This is a genomic window from Shewanella frigidimarina NCIMB 400 (assembly GCF_000014705.1).
Lineage (GTDB): Bacteria > Pseudomonadota > Gammaproteobacteria > Enterobacterales > Shewanellaceae > Shewanella > Shewanella frigidimarina.
Genome location: NC_008345.1, coordinates 826,069 through 845,556, shown reverse-complemented (window position 1 = coordinate 845,556; position 19,488 = coordinate 826,069). Strand labels below are relative to the sequence as shown.

Genomic DNA, 19,488 nt, shown 5'->3' with positions numbered 1-19,488 from the left:
AGTGTTGAACAACTGATGTTTAACATTAACCGTCAAATCGTTCTGCAACATTAAAAAATTCAACCCAAAGTGAATTATTGAGTCAATATAATCACCTCAGCGTTGGCTGCAAAACCAAAACCAGATTCATTTAAGCTGTCATGCTTTGCATGATCGTAAGCGACTCTAGCAGCGGCTGAGCATGCAAAGAATGTGTTGAATAGAATGCCTTTTGAGTGTGTAAAAAAGCATTACCTGCTGTAATACCCGTTTGATAATCATGGCGTAAGTCCATATCTGTGCTGCCCAACAATTTGCTTTGAAGATTATCATCAGCAAAAATTTGAATGATCTCGACATCATCAGGTGGATTGGCGATAAACGCGAGCTCTTGTTCGTAAGCTTGTTCATGCTGAGCCAAGTAATCTATGGTTTTGGGACAATAACCTGACACACAAATCCATGATTTTAATTTATGTACCCAAGCAGATTGAGCATGAAAATCTGCATTAACAGTACGAATAACCACAATTTTTCGCGCACCACGACGATATGCTTCACGAACTGGTAACGGCGCTGCCAGTCCACCATCAAGGTAAAAGTCAGCTTGAGGGTAATCATAGTTGGTATGAACTTGATTAGCGGCACTGGCGGTTAACCAGGGCGCAAGTTTAACCCCCTGCTTATATAGAAAAGGTAATGCACTTGAGGCTTTAAGTAATTCGCGCCAGTGGTCATTATCACCATTTGGGCGTAAGAAATAACCTTGTCGATCGCGTGAGTTAGTTGCGGTGATCAATAACTCGCGTTGTCCCAATGATTTTGCGGCGGCGGTAAAGTCTAAGGCAAAGCTACCTTGAGTCGTTTTATCAAAGTACCAATCCAAATCGACAACATTTCCTCCAACTAATCCTCGGCCCAGTTGGTAAAATCGCTTATGCCGTGATAATCCACGGATTAACCGCTTGGCATAGCCTTTCTGGCGAGATAAAAAGCTCGTGAGATTTTGTGAACCTGCAGATGTGCCTATGAATAAATCGAAGGGATCAAAATCATTATCTAACCACGCATCTAACACACCAGCGGTGAATATCCCTCGCTGACCACCGCCTTCAGCAATCAGCGCCATCTTGGGGCGTGATGCTTCATAAGGATACGTTAATGGTGTTGGTGTTAGGACGTCCATGGATAAGCCTTTCTAAAAATATTCACTGCATAAGACAATTCTAAACAACAGTAAGTAAAATAGATAACCGATAGAATCAATCACGTTGATAGGAAAATACTATTGATAAACAATAGCGATTGTATTAATTATCTGCTCATTCAGAGTAAGTTGATAGCACATGGAGTAAGGCTAAGGGGTGATTTTCTTTGAGTGGCATTCACATCAACAGGCTTCAATATGATCAAAAAATTTTGCTGAAAACATTTTGCTGAAAAAAAACAGCAAAAAGCCCGTCTATAAGACGGGCTTTTTAGAATTTGGCTGGGATACAAGGATTCGAACCTTGGAATGCTGAGATCAAAACCCAGTGCCTTACCGCTTGGCGATATCCCAATAGTATTTTTTAAACAGACATGAAAAACAATTTTGACTAAAATTTGATGGTACGGGAAGAGAGACTTGAACTCTCACACCTCGCGGCACCAGAACCTAAATCTGGCGTGTCTACCAATTTCACCATTCCCGCATCAAATTTTAACTTAGAGTATACTCTTTTTATTTCAGAGTAAACTTTGCTTTACCAGCTAACGTAAGTACAACTCACTCTACCCAGTAAATATGGTAGCAATGGCGGGACTTGAACCTGCGACCCCAGCATTATGAGTGCTGTGCTCTAACCAGCTGAGCTACATTGCCAAAGATGGCTGGGATACAAGGATTCGAACCTTGGAATGCTGAGATCAAAACCCAGTGCCTTACCGCTTGGCGATATCCCAATAATCTTGTCTAACTTTATAAATGGCTGGGATACAAGGATTCGAACCTTGGAATGCTGAGATCAAAACCCAGTGCCTTACCGCTTGGCGATATCCCAATCAAACTTTTTGAAACATTCGCCTAAGCCAATATCTCGAATAAATGGTACGGAAGGAGAGACTTGAACTCTCACACCTTGCGGCACCAGAACCTAAATCTGGCGTGTCTACCAATTCCACCACTCCCGCACAACACTCTAGTTTAACATCTTGAGCAGATGGGTAAGAAATAGATGGTAGCAATAGCGGGACTTGAACCTGCGACCCCAGCATTATGAGTGCTGTGCTCTAACCAGCTGAGCTATATTGCCACTATTTCTTGCTATCCCTCTTGGTGAGGAACGGGGCGTATTATGCTTATTCAGGTTATCTAGGTCAACTGGTTTTTTTCGCTATTTTCATCAATTCGACTTGTTCGGCTATAACTTCACCAAACTGAATGCCGAATCGACAAAATAAACCCAATTAACACCGATTAAATTCCCTTACGCCCCTTTATCGTTTCTTGATAACGTTAATAAAACTTAAACGTTAAATAAGAAATGCATTACATCGCCATCTTTAACGACATAAGTTTTACCTTCAACACGTAATTTACCCGCATCTTTGGCGCCAGCTTCACCCTTATAAGTAATAAAGTCTTCGTATGCCATTACTTGCGCACGAATAAAGCCACGTTCGAAGTCAGTGTGGATAACACCAGCAGCTTGTGGGGCAGAAGCACCAACGGGTACTGTCCATGCGCGAACTTCTTTTACACCTGCAGTAAAGTAAGTTTGCAGATTCAGTAATTCGTAACCTGCACGAATTACGCGATCTAAACCAGACTCTTCTAAACCAAGGTCAGCCATAAATTCTGCGCGGTCATCAGCTTCCATTTCAGCTAATTCAGACTCAATAGCAGCACATACAGGCACAACGATAGCATTTTCTGTTGCGGCAATAGCACGAACAACATCTAAATGAGGGTTGTTTTCAAAACCATCGTCAGCAACGTTAGCAATGTACATTGTGGGTTTAATGGTCAAGAAGTTAAGGTATGCAACGGCTGCTAACTCTTCTTTAGTTAATTCCAACGAACGCAACATTTGGCCTTCGTTTAACACTGGACGCATTTTTTCAAGTACTGCGACTTCAAATTTCGCATCGCCGTCGCCGCCTTTAGCACGCTTAGCTTGACGAAAAATAGCGCGTTCGCATGCGTCTAAGTCTGCTAGAGCTAACTCAGTATTAATGACTTCAATATCGCCAGCGGGGTCAATTTTGTTGGCTACGTGAACAATGTTTGGATCTTCAAAACAACGTACTACGTGACCAATAGCATCAGTTTCACGAATGTTAGCTAAAAACTTGTTACCTAAGCCTTCACCTTTCGATGCACCAGCCACTAGACCAGCGATATCAACGAACTCCATAGAAGTAGGTAAAATACGTTGAGGTTTAACAATAGCAGCTAACGCATCAAGACGTGCATCTGGTACCGGTACCACACCCGTGTTTGGCTCAATAGTGCAAAACGGAAAGTTTGCCGCTTCAATACCCGCTTGTGTTAACGCATTAAACAACGTTGACTTACCTACGTTTGGCAGACCAACAATGCCGCATTTAAAACCCATATGCTTACCTTTATATATGTAGAATTATCCCATTGGATAATGATGTCGAAAGGGTGTTAAAACAAAACTCGCTTGGCTTATTCTGCTTTGAACGAATGTAATCTATGCATAGCTTTCGCCATGTCTTGGTTAAATAAAATCTCGGTTGAACGCACCGCTTCATCAATCGCGGCATTTATTCGCTCTTGCTCTACCGCTGGCGCCCTGCCCAGTACGTAGCCGCTGACTTTGTTTTTATCGCCTGGATGGCCAATGCCAATGCGCAAACGATGAAAGTTTTTGTCGTTACCTAAACTGGCAATAATGTCTTTTAAGCCATTATGACCACCATGGCCACCGCCTAACTTGAATTTAGCCACACCAGGATCCATATCCAGCTCATCATGGGCGACTAAGATTTCTTCAGGCAAAATACGGAAAAAATTGGCTAATGCTGCAACCGACTTACCGCTTAAGTTCATATACGTTGTCGGGATCAATAAACGAACATCCCTGCCATGCAAAGTTGCACGAGCTGTGACACCAAAATATTTACTCTCTGCAACCAAGGGGACATTACAGATGCGCGCTAGTTCTTGCACGTACCATGCACCAGCATTATGGCGAGTTTGTGCGTATTCAGCACCCGGATTTGCCAACCCGACAATCAATTTAATGTTACTCATCACAACCTAGTCAGTTTAATAGCAAACAATGCTGCTAAATGCCTTCATGGGGTACATCAAAATACACATGATGCAAAACGCGGCATTTTATACCAATTTCACTCATAATGTAATCATTCAAAGCCACTCATGCTTTACGGTTGACGACTCTTTACAGAAGTCATGTTTGTTGCGTAGTAAGCCTAGCTAACAAATGGCACATATCGCCAACCGATAGTTTAATTCAGCCCAAGCGCGTACTTCAATACTTTACGTTTTAGCGGTGAGTCGATATTGGCCAGTTTTAACGCGCCATTACGCAGTAATTTTAATGGCAATAAATTGTTACTAAAACCAGCGTAAAAAGCATCCATTGCAGTCATCATCAATTGATTATCATAATATCGCGCTTGCTGATAATGCTTTAATACACTCGCATGCCACCATGTTTTACCATTACCAATAGCATTAGCAATTTGAGCCACCAGCACATCGACATCTTTAAAACCAATATTAACGCCTTGGCCAGCTAATGGATTAATCGTGTGAGCCGCATCGCCAATAATAACCAGATTATCTTGATAATATTGTTGTGCATGGCGCCGAGTTAATGGAAAGCTACCACGATTTTCAACAGTAAAATTAGGGTCTAATCTTGACGGGAAATGCAGTCTAATTTGTTCGGCAAGTTGTAGATCGCTCAGTTGAGATAACTGTTTAATACGATTAGCATCGTCATACCACACTAATGAGGCATGATTTCCAGGCAGCGGCAATAAGCTTCTCGGTCCAGCTGGAGTAAATTGCTGCCAGGTAATTGATTGCTGCGGCGTTTGAGTATTAATATTGATTAACATCGCCGATTGGGCGTAATCCCAACCAGTCAAACCAATACCCGCCCATTGGCGCACTTGCGAGTTAGCCCCATCAGCACCAATAAGTAATGTTGTAGTAAGCGTATCGCCATTATCGAGCAAAATACCGACTTGATGACTGTCCCTTAAACGAGAAAACTGCATCACTTTTGCTGGACACAATAAGGTGATGTTGTCCATTTTATAGATTTGTTGCCATAGGCTTAATTGAATTACACGGTTTTCAAAAAAGTAACCTAAGTGCGACTGATCAACTTGTTCGGCGCTAAATGCAGTAAGGCAGCCATCGAGCTCCCACGTTTCTAAACCTGTATAAGGTGCATGGCGCATGGTTAGCAGCTCATCCATAACACCAAGACGCGTTAACAATTGCTCAGATGCCACACTAATTGCTGATACTCGCACATCTAAAGGCTGTAAAGGATCATAAGGTTGTGGTTGGCGAGATTCAATCACTGCGACACTGAGCCCTAACTGGCCTAATCCAATCGCAGCAGCCGCACCGACCATTCCGCCGCCAACAACGACAACATCATAATGATTAGCGTTACCAGAGGTGTTCGTTGATGTGAATGAAGCATCTTGCATTGTATTGGCATCCATAAATAGTGAGATGATTTCTGTTTAATATGACAGTGAACTGCGGTCAATATATGTATAGATATGTCTATAAGAGCTAAAGCATGACCAAATGTTGCTATAACGGCTTTTACCTACATCTGCTTACAATGAACAAAAATCAATCAATAAACGATTCTATATACTGTGACTGTCTCATTAATTGATCCACTTTACGTAATCAAGAGAGGACATCATGAACAGTCACCATCAATTTGTACGCCATGACATTCGCTATGGTTTGATTGCCACAGTTGTGATCACCACAATCATAGGTTGCTCATTAGTACTGTCGACGAATGCCGCTGCTAATAATCCCAAAAATAACTTAATCACTCAATCTGCAACAAACATAGGTTCCATTGAAACCATTACAGTGACATATCGTAATGCATTCGATTATGCCCTATATCAACAAACCACGGAAATGTTGCTCAGCTTTAATCGTGATTTAAGCCAAAGTAATCTTATTCAAGTCCAGCAACAAAGTCGCCAAATGGCCGCGGAATTTGGTTTTTACTCCGAGCAATCAATCACGTTTAACGCCAACGATAAATCATTACTATTTTCAAGGCTATTACAAAGTTTAGATTCAAATGAGTGAAACTTGCACTAGTGCTAGCCAGACCGTCTGACAACAGGTAAAATGTCGCGCTATTTTTACTGTGGATTTACTGGCGAGCACTGATGAGTAAAAAACTTCATATTAAGACCTGGGGCTGTCAAATGAATGAGTATGACTCATCAAAGATGGCCGATTTATTAGACGACTATCAAGGATATACCTTGACCGAAGATGCGAGCGAAGCAGACGTACTGCTGCTTAATACTTGCTCTATTCGTGAAAAAGCACAGGAGAAGGTATTCCATCAGCTAGGGCGTTGGAAATCTTTAAAAGATAAAAATCCTAATTTAATTATTGGGGTCGGCGGTTGTGTTGCCTCACAGGAAGGTAAAGCGATTAAAGATCGCGCTCAATGCGTTGATATTATCTTTGGGCCACAAACACTGCATCGCTTACCTGAGATGATTGAACAAATTCAACGCGGCGAAAAAGCCGTGATTGATATCAGCTTCCCAGAAATTGAAAAGTTCGATCGTCTTCCTGAGCCTCGCGCTGATGGTCCAACCGCGTTCGTATCAATTATGGAAGGTTGCAGTAAGTACTGTTCTTTCTGCGTGGTACCTTATACCCGCGGTGAAGAGGTCAGCCGTCCGTTAGATGACGTTATTCTTGAAGTGGCTCAATTAGCCGCCCAAGGTGTACGTGAAGTGAATTTATTGGGGCAAAACGTTAACGCGTATCGCGGTGCAACTCATGATGATGAGATATGTACCTTTGCGGAATTATTGCGCCTAGTGGCCTCAATTGATGGTATCGACCGTCTGCGTTTTACCACTAGCCACCCAATTGAATTCACCCAAGACATTATCGATGTGTATGAAGACACGCCTGAATTGGTGAGCTTCCTGCATTTACCGGTGCAATCGGGTTCGGATCGTATTTTGACCCAAATGAAACGCGGTCACATGGCGATTGAGTATAAGTCGATTATTCGTCGCTTGCGTAAAGCACGTCCAGATATTCAAATTAGCTCAGATTTTATTATTGGTTTCCCTGGTGAATCTAAAGACGATTTCGCTGATACCATGAAACTGATTGAAGATGTTGCGTTTGACCACAGCTTTAGCTTTATCTACAGCGCTCGTCCAGGTACGCCTGCAGCAGATTTGCCTGATGATGTTAGCGACGAAGAAAAGAAGCAACGTTTAGCCATTTTACAAGACCGTATTACCCAACAAGCAATGCGTTATAGCCGTCAAATGCTGGGCACTGTTCAACGTATTTTAGTTGAAGGTCCTTCAGTGAAGAATCCAATGGAACTTCGCGGTCGAACTGAAAACAGTCGTGTGGTTAACTTTGAAGCCGCTCACACTCATATCGGTAGTTTCGTTGATGTGAAAATTGTTGATGTTTATACCAACTCATTACGCGGTGAATTTGTCCGTGGTGAAAATGAAATGGATTTACGTCGCAGTTTACGTCCGGCTGAAATTCTGGCTAAACACAAGCAAGATGACGCATTAGGTGTGACCCACTTTAAGCCGTAATTCATGTTTGTTGCTTAAGATGATACTAAAGGCGGCTTGTCCGCCTTTAATTTTGCCTAAAATTGGTCATATTATGGTAATTCGATACAGAGACTCGTAAACTGTCATTATTACTAAATGGTATTTTAACGCTATTATTTTGTTGTCCAAGACCGAAACCTGGAGCCTTATTTGACCACTAAAGTCACCACCATGAATTTGTATCTAGAACCTTCAGATACTCGCCGCCTCGTATCATTATGTGGCCCATTTGATGACAACATCAAACAACTCGAATGCCGATTAGGTGTTGAGATTATTCATAAAGATAACCACTTCACTATTGTTGGACTGCCACGTAATGCGCTCAATGCCAATAACTTGTTGCGTCAGTTATACATAGAAACCCAAACAATCAAAGGCAGTACGCCAGACTTAGAACCTGAAGTGGTGCATTTAGCCATTCAAGAAGCCATAAACCTTGAAGCACAGCAAGACTCTGACGACAGTAGCATCCATATTAAAACTAAGCGTGGCGTAATTAAACCTCGTACACCGAATCAAAGTGTGTACATGCATAATATTACGGGGCACGACATCAGTTTTGGTATTGGCCCTGCAGGTACAGGTAAAACTTACCTTGCTGTTGCCGCGGCGGTTGATGCTTACGAACGTCAAGAAGTGCGTCGTATTCTACTAACTCGTCCTGCGGTTGAAGCTGGCGAGAAACTCGGTTTTTTACCGGGCGATTTAAGCCAAAAAGTCGACCCATATTTACGCCCACTTTATGATGCCTTATTTGAGATGATGGGTTTTGAGAAAGTTGAAAAACTAATTGAGCGCGGCGTAATTGAAGTCGCCCCGCTCGCTTACATGCGTGGACGGACTCTCAATGATGCTTTCATTATTTTAGATGAAGCCCAAAACACCACAGTTGAACAAATGAAAATGTTCTTAACCCGTATTGGGTTTAATTCTCGTGCGGTGATCACTGGCGACATTACTCAAATTGATTTACCTCGTAGCCAAAAATCAGGCCTACGTCACGCCATTGAGGTGCTCAGCGAGGTACCTGAGATCAGCTTTAATTTCTTTATTGCCCAAGATGTGGTCCGTCACCCTGTTGTTGCTCGTATCGTTGAAGCGTATGAAGCATTCGAGCAACAAGAGCAAATTCAAAAAGCCATCAAAGAACAAGCTTATCGCGAACGTGAACAGAAACGTCAGCTAATAGATAAAGAGGAAAGTGCTCAATGAGCCAGCAAGGGATATCATTAGATCTCGACCTACAAATTGCAGTCGATAATCCACGCTTACCAACTCAAGCTGAGTTTGAAACTTGGGTTCGAGCCGCTATTGGCCAAACAAAGCCAGTAGTAGAGTTAACTATTCGTATTGTTGATATTGCCGAGAGTCAGCAGCTCAATTCAACTTATCGCGGTAAAGACAAGCCAACTAATGTATTGTCGTTTCCGTTTGAAGCGCCGCCAGAAGTTGAATTGCCATTATTGGGTGACCTCGTTATCTGCGCACCAGTGGTGGAACAAGAAGCAATTGAGCAAAATAAACCGCTAATCGCTCACTGGGCACACATGGTCATACACGGTAGCTTGCATTTGCTGGGCTATGACCATATTATCGACGAAGAAGCCGATGAGATGGAGTCATTAGAGACCCAACTTGTTGAAGGCTTAGGTTTTGACAATCCCTATAAGGAAGCATAAATAAACAAGGTATATCTTATAGATACCCTTGTTTAGGTAAATATTATGAGTGACGATATCCCCCCGAGTACAAACGCCCACAAGAAGAGCTGGTTCGATAAAATTAACCAATTATTTCAGGGCGAACCTCAAAATCGCGAAGATTTAGTTGATGTCATAGCAGGTGCAGAAATGCGTGACCTCATCACCGAAGATACTCGCGAAATGATTAAAGGTGTATTAGAGGTTTCCGACCTTCGTGTGCGCGACATCATGATCCCAAGATCGCAAATTGTTACCATTCAAATAGACTCGACCGTCGATGAGTTTTTAGAAATCGTCATGGATTCCGGTCACTCTCGCTTCCCTGTTGTTAATGAAGACAAAGATCATATTGAAGGCATTTTACTGGCTAAAGATTTGATCAAATACGGATTTAAACAATCTGATGAATCTTTCACTCTTGCCCAAGTGATTCGACCTGCCGTGGTCGTTCCTGAAAGTAAAAGAGTCGATGTACTGCTCAAAGAATTCCGCTCACAGCGCTACCATATGGCCATTGTTGTCGATGAATATGGTGGAGTGTCAGGTCTAGTCACTATTGAAGATATTCTCGAAGAAATCGTTGGTGAAATTGAAGATGAATTTGACCACAATTCAGTTGAAGACACCGAAATAAAAAAACTCAGTAACACTGTGTTTATGGTAAAAGCGCTGACGGAAATTGAAGATTTCAACGAAGCCTGTGGTACCAATTTCAGTGATGAAGAATTCGATACTGTCGGTGGGATGGTGTCGCATGCATTTGGTCATTTACCAGAACGCAATGAAAGCATTGTCATCAACAATATCGAGTTCAAAGTCATTAACGCAGATAACCGCCGCTTGGTGCAACTTCGTGTTAAACTTCCTGACCCTAATATTAGTGAAGAATTCGACGACTAAATCGTGCTAAAAACTCAACCTTTACACTCTTCTTTGAGTATTGTTCGTCTGGTGACGGCATTTATTGCTGGCGCCAGTACGGCACTTTCGTTTGCGCCTTATGAAATTTGGGCCATATTTCCTTTAGCATTGAGTTTTGCCCTATGGCAGAGTCATACATTAACCGCCAAGCAAAGTTTATATTACTGGCTTAGTTTCGGTTTTGGCTGCTTTGCCATTGGCATTAGTTGGGTGCATGTCAGTATTGACACCTTTGGTGGGATGCCCATTTTTGTGTCGATAACCTTAATGGCTTTACTGGCACTGTATCTGGCAATTTATCCCGCAATAACAGGATACTTGCTCAACAAGTTATCACGTACAGCTAAGCACACCTTAAATCCTTATTTAACCTATCTAGGATTATTCCCCGCCTTATGGGTACTAACCGAATGGTTAAGAGGATGGGTACTGACAGGCTTCCCTTGGATTTGGGCTGGTTACAGCCAAACATTAGGGCCTCTTAGTGAATTTGCCAGCTTTATTGGTGCGTTAGGACTGAGCTTTGTGGTGGCTCTGGTTGCAGGCTCACTGATGCTGTTAACACAAAAGCGCGTGTTCCCAGTGTTAATCATATTACCCATTTTGGCATTAAGCGCTTGGGCTGCACCACAACTCAACCCAATATCAGCCAGTGGTAAAACAGTTAAAGTGGCATTAGTGCAAGGGAATATCCCTCAAAGCATGAAGTGGGAGCCAGATGCGTTGTGGCCTACCATGCTTAAATACATGGATCTGACCCGTGAGCAATTTGATGATGCCTCTAGTGTCGATATCGTTATTTGGCCAGAAGCTGCCATTCCTGCACCAGAAGCCATGGTGGAAGACTTTTTATTGAATGCCAATCAAGTCGCCAATATGAATAACACGGCGATTATTACTGGCATTATTAGCCACCAGCAAAAAGATTTTTATAACTCATTAATCGTATTGGGTAATCATCATCAGAAGCAGCAGCAAAGTGCTGACTATATTGTCGGTGGCACAAATGAGTTTAAAAAACATCACTTACTGCCAATTGGTGAATTCGTACCATTAGGGGATTTATTACGCCCTATTGCACCGTTTTTTAATTTACCGATGTCATCATTTCAACGTGGTGACTACACTCAACCTAATTTAATTGCACTGGGTTACCATTTAGCACCGGCTATTTGTTACGAAATTGCCTTCCCAGAGCAAGTAAGAGCAAGCGTTACAAACGAAACAGATATGCTGCTCACCGTATCAAACGATGCCTGGTTTGGCACATCTAACGGGCCATTACAGCACATGGAAATAGCCCAAATGCGTGCCATTGAAATGGGTAAACCATTACTGCGTGGTACCAATAATGGAATTACTGCAGTCGTTGATCCGCATGGACGAATTACCGATGCTATCCCGCAGTTTGAAACTGGGGTGTTAGTAACCAATGTTGCGCTTTATCAAGGTGAAACTTGGTTTAGAAAAATAGGTCAACTCCCCTTGCTGATACTGTGTGGTTTATTAATGCTATTTGGTGTCAGAAACGTCTTACGGAAATAACGAGATAATTTGATGTCACAATCGATTCAACTCAAAACGCAGGTTCTCTCAAAAGGATTTACCTTAATAGAGTTAGTTGTGGTCATCATTATCCTTGGTATTTTAGCGATGGTTGCAGCGCCTAAATTTATTGGTTTGAGTACCGAAGCGAGACAGAGCACTCTATCAGGCCTCATGGGCAGCATTAAAACAGCCAACACCCTAGTTTATGCCCGTTCAAAAATGACGAGTTTACGAGTGCGGGCTGTCACAAACCGCGATGACTTAATCGATATTGATATCGACAGCGACGGTGTATTTGAAACTCGGTTAAAATGGGGCTATTTAGACAACACGGACATTGAAAAATGGATCATTGTGGATGACGCTTTTACCATACAATATCAAGGAATTGCTGTTACTTATATCGGATACGATAAAGATGATAATGGCCAAGTCATCAATGACAATTGTTACTTCTCTTACACTCAAGCCGCAGATGTAAATACAGCACCTGAATATCAAACTGTAGTAAGTGGTTGCTAATCTACAACCATCTTTAAATACTTGTAGATGTTCAAAATAAACTTTCGATATAAAACTAAACTCGAGCTTGCTTCGTAATGTCCTCGATAAACGACTATTGATGGAAGTTACTATGCAATTATCTGAAATAAAATTAGCCATATCTCAACAAACTAAGCATCCCACGATTATTAGTTATGCCGACTCAAATCATTATTTGCTCGGTGTTGAAGACCTTCGGGGAAATTTTTACAGTGTTCGCAATAAAGCAGGGAAACAGCTGAGTCTTCACTCAATCAAACAAGCTGAAGTATTACTGAAACAACAAGGCATTCATTATGCCATGATAGAAATTCAGACTGCTTATGATGAAATGATCGGTAACAGCAGTGCAAGTCACTACCATTACCGAGTAGAGTTTTAAGCATTCACCTAACGGATTATGGTGTTAGCGGCTCCCGTGAAAACTCATTGTAATCACATTTTGGGCAATCGGGGATCACCCCAGGAAAATCGATTTGCATTTGGTGACCACACTTATTACAGGTCAGTTTACCTTGGTTAATAATTTCTCCAGACTTATACACACCATGATGTTTAAAATCTTGTAAAAGTTCATGCCACTCCACTTGGCTACGATCAGTTATTTCGCTCAACCACTGCCATAATGTATTCTCAATCCCAATTACCATTGGACTAAAACTCAAATTATCGGCATTTTCCTCACTTAAGAAGGCTGCAATGTCACGCTTTAAAAATTCTTCTACTAAAGCGAGCTCTTCTTCATCTGCATGAGATTTAAGTTTTAGATAGTCTTTACCCTGGGTCACTGACTTAAACAAACTTTTAGCTGTCAATGAGTTATCTTGCTCAAACGTGGTTTTCACCTGTTCGAATAGTGACTGATATAAGGCTAATAGTGCTGAACTTTTTCCACTCATAAGTAATACTCCTTAATACGCACCTTTTTAATAGATCACTTCTGGTTTATTCTATGCAGTTATAAATCGCGCTGCTGAGCGTTAGATCAAACAATGGGCGGCATGGCCGGAAATAGATTGATGCAAGAGCTATATAATCCCTCAGAAATTGAAGCCTTAGTGCAAAAGCACTGGCACGAACATAAAACCTTTGAAGTTACTGAAGATGAAAGCAAAGAGAAATTCTATTGTCTTTCAATGTTTCCGTATCCATCAGGTCGTCTTCACATGGGCCACGTCCGTAACTACACAATAGGCGATGTAGTGGCACGATATCAACGTTTGCAAGGTAAAAATGTTTTGCAACCGATTGGTTGGGACTCATTTGGTCTGCCTGCAGAAAATGCCGCGATCAATAATAAGGCGTCGCCGGCACCGTGGACATACGAAAATATCGACTACATGAAGAACCAACTCAAGCTATTGGGCTTTGGTTATGACTGGAGTCGTGAAATTGCTACCTGTACCCCTGAGTACTATCGTTGGGAACAATGGTTCTTCACTCAGTTGTATGCCAAAGGTTTAGTGTATAAAAAAACCTCATCAGTAAACTGGTGTCCAAACGATGAAACCGTACTCGCAAACGAGCAAGTACAAGATGGTTGTTGCTGGCGCTGTGATACTGAAGTGATCCAGAAAGAAATTCCTCAGTGGTTTATTAAAATCACTGATTACGCTGAAGAATTGCTTAACGACATCGACACGTTAGATGGCTGGCCTGAACAGGTTAAAGCCATGCAGCGTAACTGGATAGGTCGCAGTGAAGGGATTGAAATGACCTTTGCCGTTGCTGACAGTGATGCATCGTTTGATATCTACACCACTCGTCCTGATACCTTAATGGGCGTGACTTATGTTGCTATTGCAGCTGGTCACCCATTAGCTGAACAGTCTGCGCAAAATAACCCTGAATTAGCCGCATTTTTAGAAGAATGTAAAAATGCTGATACCACTGAAGCTGCGATGGCTTCGATGGAGAAAAAAGGCGTCGCGACAGGTTTACAAGCGATTCATCCTATTAGTGGCAAGTTAGTACCTATTTGGGTCGCTAACTTTGTATTGATGAATTACGGCACAGGTGCGGTAATGTCAGTTCCAGCTCATGATCAACGCGATTATGAATTTGCGACTAAATACCAGCTTGCGATTGAAGCGGTCATTAAGCCAGTAGATGGCGAAGTAGACGTTAGCAAAGAAGCTTACACCGAAAAAGGTGTGGTGTTTAATTCGGGCGATGCATTCCCTGAGCTAGACGGTTTAGACTTCCAAGCAGCTTTTGAAGCTATTGATGCTAGATTAACCGCAGAAGGTAAAGGCAAACGCCAAGTCAATTATCGTTTACGCGACTGGGGTGTTTCTCGTCAGCGTTACTGGGGTGCTCCTATCCCGATGGTGACCCTCGCCGATGGTACTGTTGTGCCAACGCCTGAAGATCAACTGCCTGTTATTTTGCCAGAAGATGTGGTGATGGACGGTATTCAAAGTCCAATTAAAGCCGATAAGGCTTGGGCCGAAACCACAGTCAACGGTCAGCCAGCAACACGCGAAACAGATACCTTTGATACCTTTATGGAATCATCTTGGTACTACGCACGTTACTGTAGCCCTCACGCAGACGAAATGTTAGATCCTGCTAAAGCTAACTACTGGTTACCAGTAGATCAGTACATTGGCGGTATCGAACATGCTTGTATGCATTTGTTGTATTTCCGCTTTTTCCATAAGTTGCTGCGTGACGCAGGCTTAGTCAACAGTGATGAGCCCGCAAAGCAGTTACTGACTCAAGGCATGGTATTAGCAGATGCTTATTACTACACCAACGAAAAAGGCGCCCGAGTTTGGGTATCACCTTTAGAAGTGACTGTGGTAGAAAAAGACGACAAAGGCCGCATCATTAAAGCGATAGACAATCAAGGTCATGAACTGGTTTACACCGGCATGAGTAAGATGTCTAAATCGAAAAATAACGGTATCGATCCACAAGTCATGGTTGAAAAATACGGTGCTGATACCGTACGTTTATTCATGATGTTTGCCTCGCCACCAGAATTAACCCTGGAATGGCAAGAGTCAGGCGTTGAAGGAGCACATCGCTTCATTAAACGTTTCTGGAAATTGGCTAGCGATCATGTTGCTGCAGGTAAAACTGAAGCATTAGATACCAGCAAATTAAATGCCGATCAAAAAGCATTGCGCCGTGAATTACATAAGACCATTGCCAAAGTCAGCGATGACATTGCACGTCGTCAAATGTTTAACACCGCAGTAGCCTCAGTAATGGAACTAATGAACCATTTACTGAAAGCCTCACAAGAAACGGCTCAAGACCGAGCGTTACTTGCTGAAGCTTTGTCTGCTGTAACGCGTTTGCTTTACCCTATTGTTCCGCATATGACGTTTACGTTATGGAATGAGTTAGGTAACGAAGGCGACATTGAAGATAGCCGTTGGCCTGAAGTCGATGAGTCTGCGTTAGTCGAAGACAGCAAGCTCATTGTGGTACAAGTAAACGGAAAGGTTCGCGCAAAAATTACTGTTGCTGCTGATGCATCAAAAGAAGATGTAGAAGCATTAGGCATGAGTGATGAGCACGTACAAAAACACACTGAAGGGTTAACGGTTCGTAAAGTCATTTACGTGCCCGGCAAACTATTAAGTATTGTTGCTAACTAAGTTGTCTTAATGAGGAGGCTCGTCAGCCTCCGAAATTAGGGTGATAACGTTAACGCTTCAGTGTTAACTTACCGCGGGTTACACCGCGGTAAGTTATTTATTTAACCATGCAAATAAACAAGGATGCCTCCCCTCACTATGCTAGCCACAAAAATCTGTTTAGCCATAATGACATTGGTGCTACTGACCACTGCAGGATGCGGCTTCAAACTCCAACGCAGTTACTCCATCCCTGCCGAATTGGCCGAATTGCATTTAAGCAGCAGCGATGAATACAGTGAGTTAACTCGCTTAGTTCGTGACAGATTACGGATCAACCGTATTAGCCTTGTCGATGCAGCAGAAAAAACACCTACGTTACGGTTAATTAACGACTCTCTCGAACGTGCCACACTGTCACTTTACCCCACAGGAAATGTCGCAGAATATGAGCTGATCTACTTAGTGCATTATTCGGTTACTTTACCAGGACAAGAGCCACAAGATTTTGATACTGAAATCCGCCGAGATTATCAGGACGATCCTCGTACTGCATTAGCAAAAAGCCGTGAAATGGAGTTGTTGGTTAAAGAAATGCGCGTACAGGCAGCCGATTATATTATCCAAACTCTGGCGTCAATCGGGGCAGAGTAATGCGGGTTTATCCTGATCAACTCAAGCAACATCTCAAACCACTACCGCAATGCTTTTTACTGTTTGGTGATGACCCATGGTTAATCGAAAACAGTAAACAATTGATCCTCAACGCCGCTAAAAAACAAGGCTTTGAAGAGCGTGTACAGTTAAGCCAAGAAACCGGTTTTAACTGGGGAGATTTAGTCCAAGAATGGCAAGCAATGAGCTTATTTGCCAGCCGACGGATTATTGAGTTAACCCTGCCGCAAGGTAAACCTGGCATGGAGGGAGCCGCAGCATTTCAAACGCTGTTGCAACACCCTAATCCAGATATGTTATTGATTATCCAAGGCCCCAAAGCCAGTGCAGAGCAAACCAATAGCAAATGGTTTAAATCACTCGATGCCAAAGGTATATACCTACCCTGCACCACGCCTGAAGGTAAACAGTTTGAACGCTGGTTAGACAGTCGTATTTCTCATTATGAACTCACAGTTCACCATGATGCAAAAGCCATGTTATTTACGCTATTTGAAGGTAACTTATTGGCGGCTGAACAAGCGATGCAATTGCTACAACTGCTCAGTCCTAAGCAAAATATTACCCCAGAACAACTCAGTGAATATTTCGAAGACCAATCTCGTTTCAGTGTGTTTCAACTCTGTGATGCCATTCTAGGTAACCATCAAAAACATGCACAGCACATGCTGGCTCAATTGCAGGCCGAAGGCACTGCAATGCCCATTTTAATGTGGGCTTTATTCAAAGAGATAAATTTGCTGCTCACCTTAAAACTGGCCGTCCATAATGGCGAACAACTCAGCAAACTGTGGAGCCAACACCGAATTTGGGATAAGCGTAAACCGCTTTATCAAGCAGCAATAACGCGATTAGATTTAGATCATATCGAACATATGCTCGCGTTTGCGTCTAAATTAGAATTAAATCTCAAACAAAAAGGGCTTGAAGATTGGATTGGTCTCAGCCATTTATGCATTTTATTTGATCCACGAGCACATAACCGTTTAGCTCATATTGAATTAACTGACTGAGACAAAAAGTAAGGACAGCGAATGCGTATCGGTATTTTGGGTGGCACCTTCGACCCTATCCATCTAGGACATATCAATCCTGCACTAGACGTAAAACAGCAACTTCATTTAGACCAGATTTGGCTAATGCCCAATCATATACCTCCGCATAAAAATACTACCGTAGTGAGTACGCATCACCGGCTTGAAATGGTGAAGTTAGTTTGCCAGCAGTACCCAGAATTTAAGCTATGTGATATCGAAATCAATCGCGACACCCCGTCTTACAGCGTCACTACGCTCACATTACTCACCCAACAATATCCTGATGATGAATTCTTTTTCATTATGGGCATGGATTCATTTGTTCAATTACCATTGTGGTATCAATGGCAATCATTGTTTAATCTGTGCCATATTGCATTGTGTCAACGCCCTGGTTGGGCAATGGACACTAACAGCGAAATGACCAAAGAATTATTATTCAGACAAGCAACCGCAGACTATCTTGACTCGCCTTCCCATGCTAAAAATGGCAGAATATTCACTATCAACAGCCAGTTAGTCGATATTTCTTCAACTGAAATACGTCAGCAGTTAGCTCAAAATATTGATATCAGCACGGTTTTATCTCAAACAACAACCGAATATATTCGCCAACATCAGCTCTATCGCTAACACAATAAACCGCACAGTTATTAACTCAACTATTATGATTATGGGTAAACTCAGCATCGGACACAAAATTAAATCTATCGTTGTTTAGCCATGCTTAATTGCGCATCAACAGTGAATTTGAGTATAATACTCCGTTAATTTTTACTTATGAGGTACTTCGAGTGCAAGGCACCGAACTAAAAGATTTCGTTATCGACAAAGTCGATGATTTAAAAGCAAAAAATATTACTGTTATAGATGTATCTAAACGGTCAACCATTACCGACACTATGATCATTTGTACTGGTACATCAAAAACACACGTTCGATCTATTGGTGAGCACGTAATCGTGTCAGCAAAAAATGCTGGCGTGCAACCTCTTGGGGTCGAAGGTCGTGACAGCAGTGAATGGGTATTAGTTGATTTAGGCTCAGTGATTTTGCATGTGATGCAAGAACAAACTCGTGATTACTACGAGCTTGAAAAACTTTGGTCTGAACACAGCGTCTAATGAAGTTACAGCTTATTGCCGTTGGCACCAAAATGCCCGATTGGGTAACTCGAGGCTTCGAAGAATACCAACGCCGTTTCCCTAGAGATATGGCTTTGGAGCTCATCGAAATCCCAGCAGGGAAACGCGGGAAAAATGCTGATATCGCCCGAATCTTACATAAGGAAGGCGAATTAATGCTAGCGGCAGTAGCAAAAGGTAACCACATTGTCAGTTTAGATTTACCCGGTAAAAACTGGACAACACCAGAACTTGCCGAGCAAATGACAAAGTGGCAACTCGATGGTAGAGATGTCAGCTTACTTATTGGTGGCCCAGAAGGACTTTCACCTGCTTGTAAAGAGGCGGCCAACCAAAGCTGGTGTTTATCAGCCCTCACTTTACCCCATCCTTTGGTTAGGGTTATTGTGGCAGAAAGCCTATATCGAGCTTGGAGCGTCAATACCAATCATCCGTATCACAGAGAATAAACTCAGTCGCATGTATAACTAAGCTT

General features: G+C 42.4%; 19 protein-coding genes and 7 tRNA genes. 14 read left to right on the top strand and 12 right to left on the bottom strand.

Annotation, left to right across the window (positions count from 1 at the left end):
* Positions 1 to 130: 130 nt before the first annotated feature.
* The 11 genes from SFRI_RS03735 to SFRI_RS03685 form a co-directional block, all read right to left on the bottom strand.
* A complete protein-coding gene (locus SFRI_RS03735; protein WP_011636201.1) occupies positions 131 to 1,165 on the bottom strand; it encodes a patatin-like phospholipase family protein in 1,035 nt (344 codons plus the stop codon).
* A 300-nt stretch (positions 1,166 to 1,465) separates the two neighbouring features.
* Positions 1,466 to 1,540: transfer RNA gene (locus SFRI_RS03730), tRNA-Gln, on the bottom strand.
* A gap of 48 nt (positions 1,541 to 1,588) precedes the next feature.
* A tRNA-Leu gene (locus SFRI_RS03725) sits at positions 1,589 to 1,673 on the bottom strand.
* 93 nt (positions 1,674 to 1,766) lie between these two features.
* Positions 1,767 to 1,843, bottom strand: a tRNA-Met gene (locus SFRI_RS03720).
* Between the two features lie 5 nt (positions 1,844 to 1,848).
* Positions 1,849 to 1,923, bottom strand: a tRNA-Gln gene (locus tag SFRI_RS03715).
* 23 nt (positions 1,924 to 1,946) lie between these two features.
* A tRNA-Gln gene (locus SFRI_RS03710) sits at positions 1,947 to 2,021 on the bottom strand.
* Positions 2,022 to 2,066: 45 nt separating this feature from the next.
* Positions 2,067 to 2,151, bottom strand: a tRNA-Leu gene (locus SFRI_RS03705).
* Between the two features lie 45 nt (positions 2,152 to 2,196).
* Positions 2,197 to 2,273: transfer RNA gene (locus SFRI_RS03700), tRNA-Met, on the bottom strand.
* A gap of 213 nt (positions 2,274 to 2,486) precedes the next feature.
* A complete protein-coding gene (gene ychF / locus SFRI_RS03695; protein ID WP_011636200.1) occupies positions 2,487 to 3,578 on the bottom strand; it encodes a redox-regulated ATPase YchF in 1,092 nt (363 codons plus the stop codon).
* A gap of 77 nt (positions 3,579 to 3,655) precedes the next feature.
* Positions 3,656 to 4,243 carry an aminoacyl-tRNA hydrolase gene (gene pth / locus SFRI_RS03690; RefSeq protein ID WP_011636199.1) on the bottom strand — a complete coding sequence of 196 codons (588 nt, stop codon included), beginning with the start codon at positions 4,241 to 4,243 and terminating at the stop codon, positions 3,656 to 3,658.
* Between the two features lie 218 nt (positions 4,244 to 4,461).
* A complete protein-coding gene (locus SFRI_RS03685; RefSeq protein ID WP_049763512.1) occupies positions 4,462 to 5,685 on the bottom strand; it encodes an FAD-dependent monooxygenase in 1,224 nt (407 codons plus the stop codon).
* A gap of 226 nt (positions 5,686 to 5,911) precedes the next feature.
* Here SFRI_RS03685 and SFRI_RS20955 point away from each other — a divergent pair, with 226 nt between their 5' ends.
* The 8 genes from SFRI_RS20955 to SFRI_RS03645 all read left to right on the top strand — a co-directional run bounded on the left by SFRI_RS20955 (position 5,912) and on the right by SFRI_RS03645 (position 12,948).
* The gene (locus SFRI_RS20955) at positions 5,912 to 6,319 is read left to right on the top strand and encodes a hypothetical protein (RefSeq protein WP_011636197.1); all 408 of its coding nucleotides are present in this window, start codon (positions 5,912 to 5,914) and stop codon (positions 6,317 to 6,319) included.
* Positions 6,320 to 6,402: 83 nt separating this feature from the next.
* Entirely contained in the window at positions 6,403 to 7,827 is a 1,425-nt protein-coding gene (gene miaB, locus SFRI_RS03675) for a tRNA (N6-isopentenyl adenosine(37)-C2)-methylthiotransferase MiaB (RefSeq protein ID WP_011636196.1), read from the top strand.
* A 171-nt stretch (positions 7,828 to 7,998) separates the two neighbouring features.
* Positions 7,999 to 9,063 carry a PhoH family protein gene (locus tag SFRI_RS03670; RefSeq protein WP_041412777.1) on the top strand — a complete coding sequence of 355 codons (1,065 nt, stop codon included), beginning with the start codon at positions 7,999 to 8,001 and terminating at the stop codon, positions 9,061 to 9,063.
* On the top strand, positions 9,060 to 9,530 hold the full coding sequence (gene ybeY, locus SFRI_RS03665) for an rRNA maturation RNase YbeY (RefSeq protein ID WP_011636194.1): 471 nt from the start codon (positions 9,060 to 9,062) through the stop codon (positions 9,528 to 9,530). The genes SFRI_RS03670 and ybeY overlap by 4 nt, the downstream gene beginning before the upstream one ends.
* 45 nt (positions 9,531 to 9,575) lie before the next feature.
* The gene (corC, locus tag SFRI_RS03660) at positions 9,576 to 10,454 is read left to right on the top strand and encodes a CNNM family magnesium/cobalt transport protein CorC (RefSeq protein ID WP_011636193.1); all 879 of its coding nucleotides are present in this window, start codon (positions 9,576 to 9,578) and stop codon (positions 10,452 to 10,454) included.
* Positions 10,455 to 10,457: 3 nt separating this feature from the next.
* Positions 10,458 to 12,020 carry an apolipoprotein N-acyltransferase gene (lnt, locus tag SFRI_RS03655; protein ID WP_011636192.1) on the top strand — a complete coding sequence of 521 codons (1,563 nt, stop codon included), beginning with the start codon at positions 10,458 to 10,460 and terminating at the stop codon, positions 12,018 to 12,020.
* A 12-nt stretch (positions 12,021 to 12,032) separates the two neighbouring features.
* Entirely contained in the window at positions 12,033 to 12,545 is a 513-nt protein-coding gene (locus tag SFRI_RS03650; RefSeq protein WP_011636191.1) for a type II secretion system protein, read from the top strand.
* A 112-nt stretch (positions 12,546 to 12,657) separates the two neighbouring features.
* The gene (locus SFRI_RS03645) at positions 12,658 to 12,948 is read left to right on the top strand and encodes a DUF6482 family protein (RefSeq protein ID WP_041412776.1); all 291 of its coding nucleotides are present in this window, start codon (positions 12,658 to 12,660) and stop codon (positions 12,946 to 12,948) included.
* A gap of 16 nt (positions 12,949 to 12,964) precedes the next feature.
* Here the strand turns inward: SFRI_RS03645 and SFRI_RS03640 are convergent, their stop codons facing one another.
* The gene (locus tag SFRI_RS03640) at positions 12,965 to 13,465 is read right to left on the bottom strand and encodes a zinc ribbon-containing protein (RefSeq protein ID WP_011636189.1); all 501 of its coding nucleotides are present in this window, start codon (positions 13,463 to 13,465) and stop codon (positions 12,965 to 12,967) included.
* 120 nt (positions 13,466 to 13,585) lie between these two features.
* Between SFRI_RS03640 and leuS the strand changes: the two genes are divergently transcribed.
* From leuS to rlmH, 6 genes are all read left to right on the top strand, one after another.
* Positions 13,586 to 16,177, top strand: coding sequence for a leucine--tRNA ligase (leuS, locus tag SFRI_RS03635; protein ID WP_041413368.1), 2,592 nt, complete (start codon positions 13,586 to 13,588; stop codon positions 16,175 to 16,177).
* Between the two features lie 138 nt (positions 16,178 to 16,315).
* Entirely contained in the window at positions 16,316 to 16,810 is a 495-nt protein-coding gene (locus SFRI_RS03630; protein WP_041412774.1) for an LPS-assembly lipoprotein LptE, read from the top strand.
* Entirely contained in the window at positions 16,810 to 17,844 is a 1,035-nt protein-coding gene (holA, locus tag SFRI_RS03625) for a DNA polymerase III subunit delta (RefSeq protein WP_011636186.1), read from the top strand. Before SFRI_RS03630 ends, holA begins: the two co-directional genes overlap by 1 nt.
* A 21-nt stretch (positions 17,845 to 17,865) precedes the next feature.
* Positions 17,866 to 18,501: a nicotinate-nucleotide adenylyltransferase gene (gene nadD, locus SFRI_RS03620; protein ID WP_011636185.1), complete on the top strand. Its 636-nt coding sequence runs from the start codon at positions 17,866 to 17,868 to the stop codon at positions 18,499 to 18,501.
* 161 nt (positions 18,502 to 18,662) lie between these two features.
* A complete protein-coding gene (gene rsfS, locus SFRI_RS03615; RefSeq protein WP_011636184.1) occupies positions 18,663 to 18,992 on the top strand; it encodes a ribosome silencing factor in 330 nt (109 codons plus the stop codon).
* Positions 18,992 to 19,462, top strand: coding sequence for a 23S rRNA (pseudouridine(1915)-N(3))-methyltransferase RlmH (rlmH, locus tag SFRI_RS03610; RefSeq protein WP_011636183.1), 471 nt, complete (start codon positions 18,992 to 18,994; stop codon positions 19,460 to 19,462). The genes rsfS and rlmH overlap by 1 nt, the downstream gene beginning before the upstream one ends.
* Positions 19,463 to 19,488: the final 26 nt, after the last annotated feature.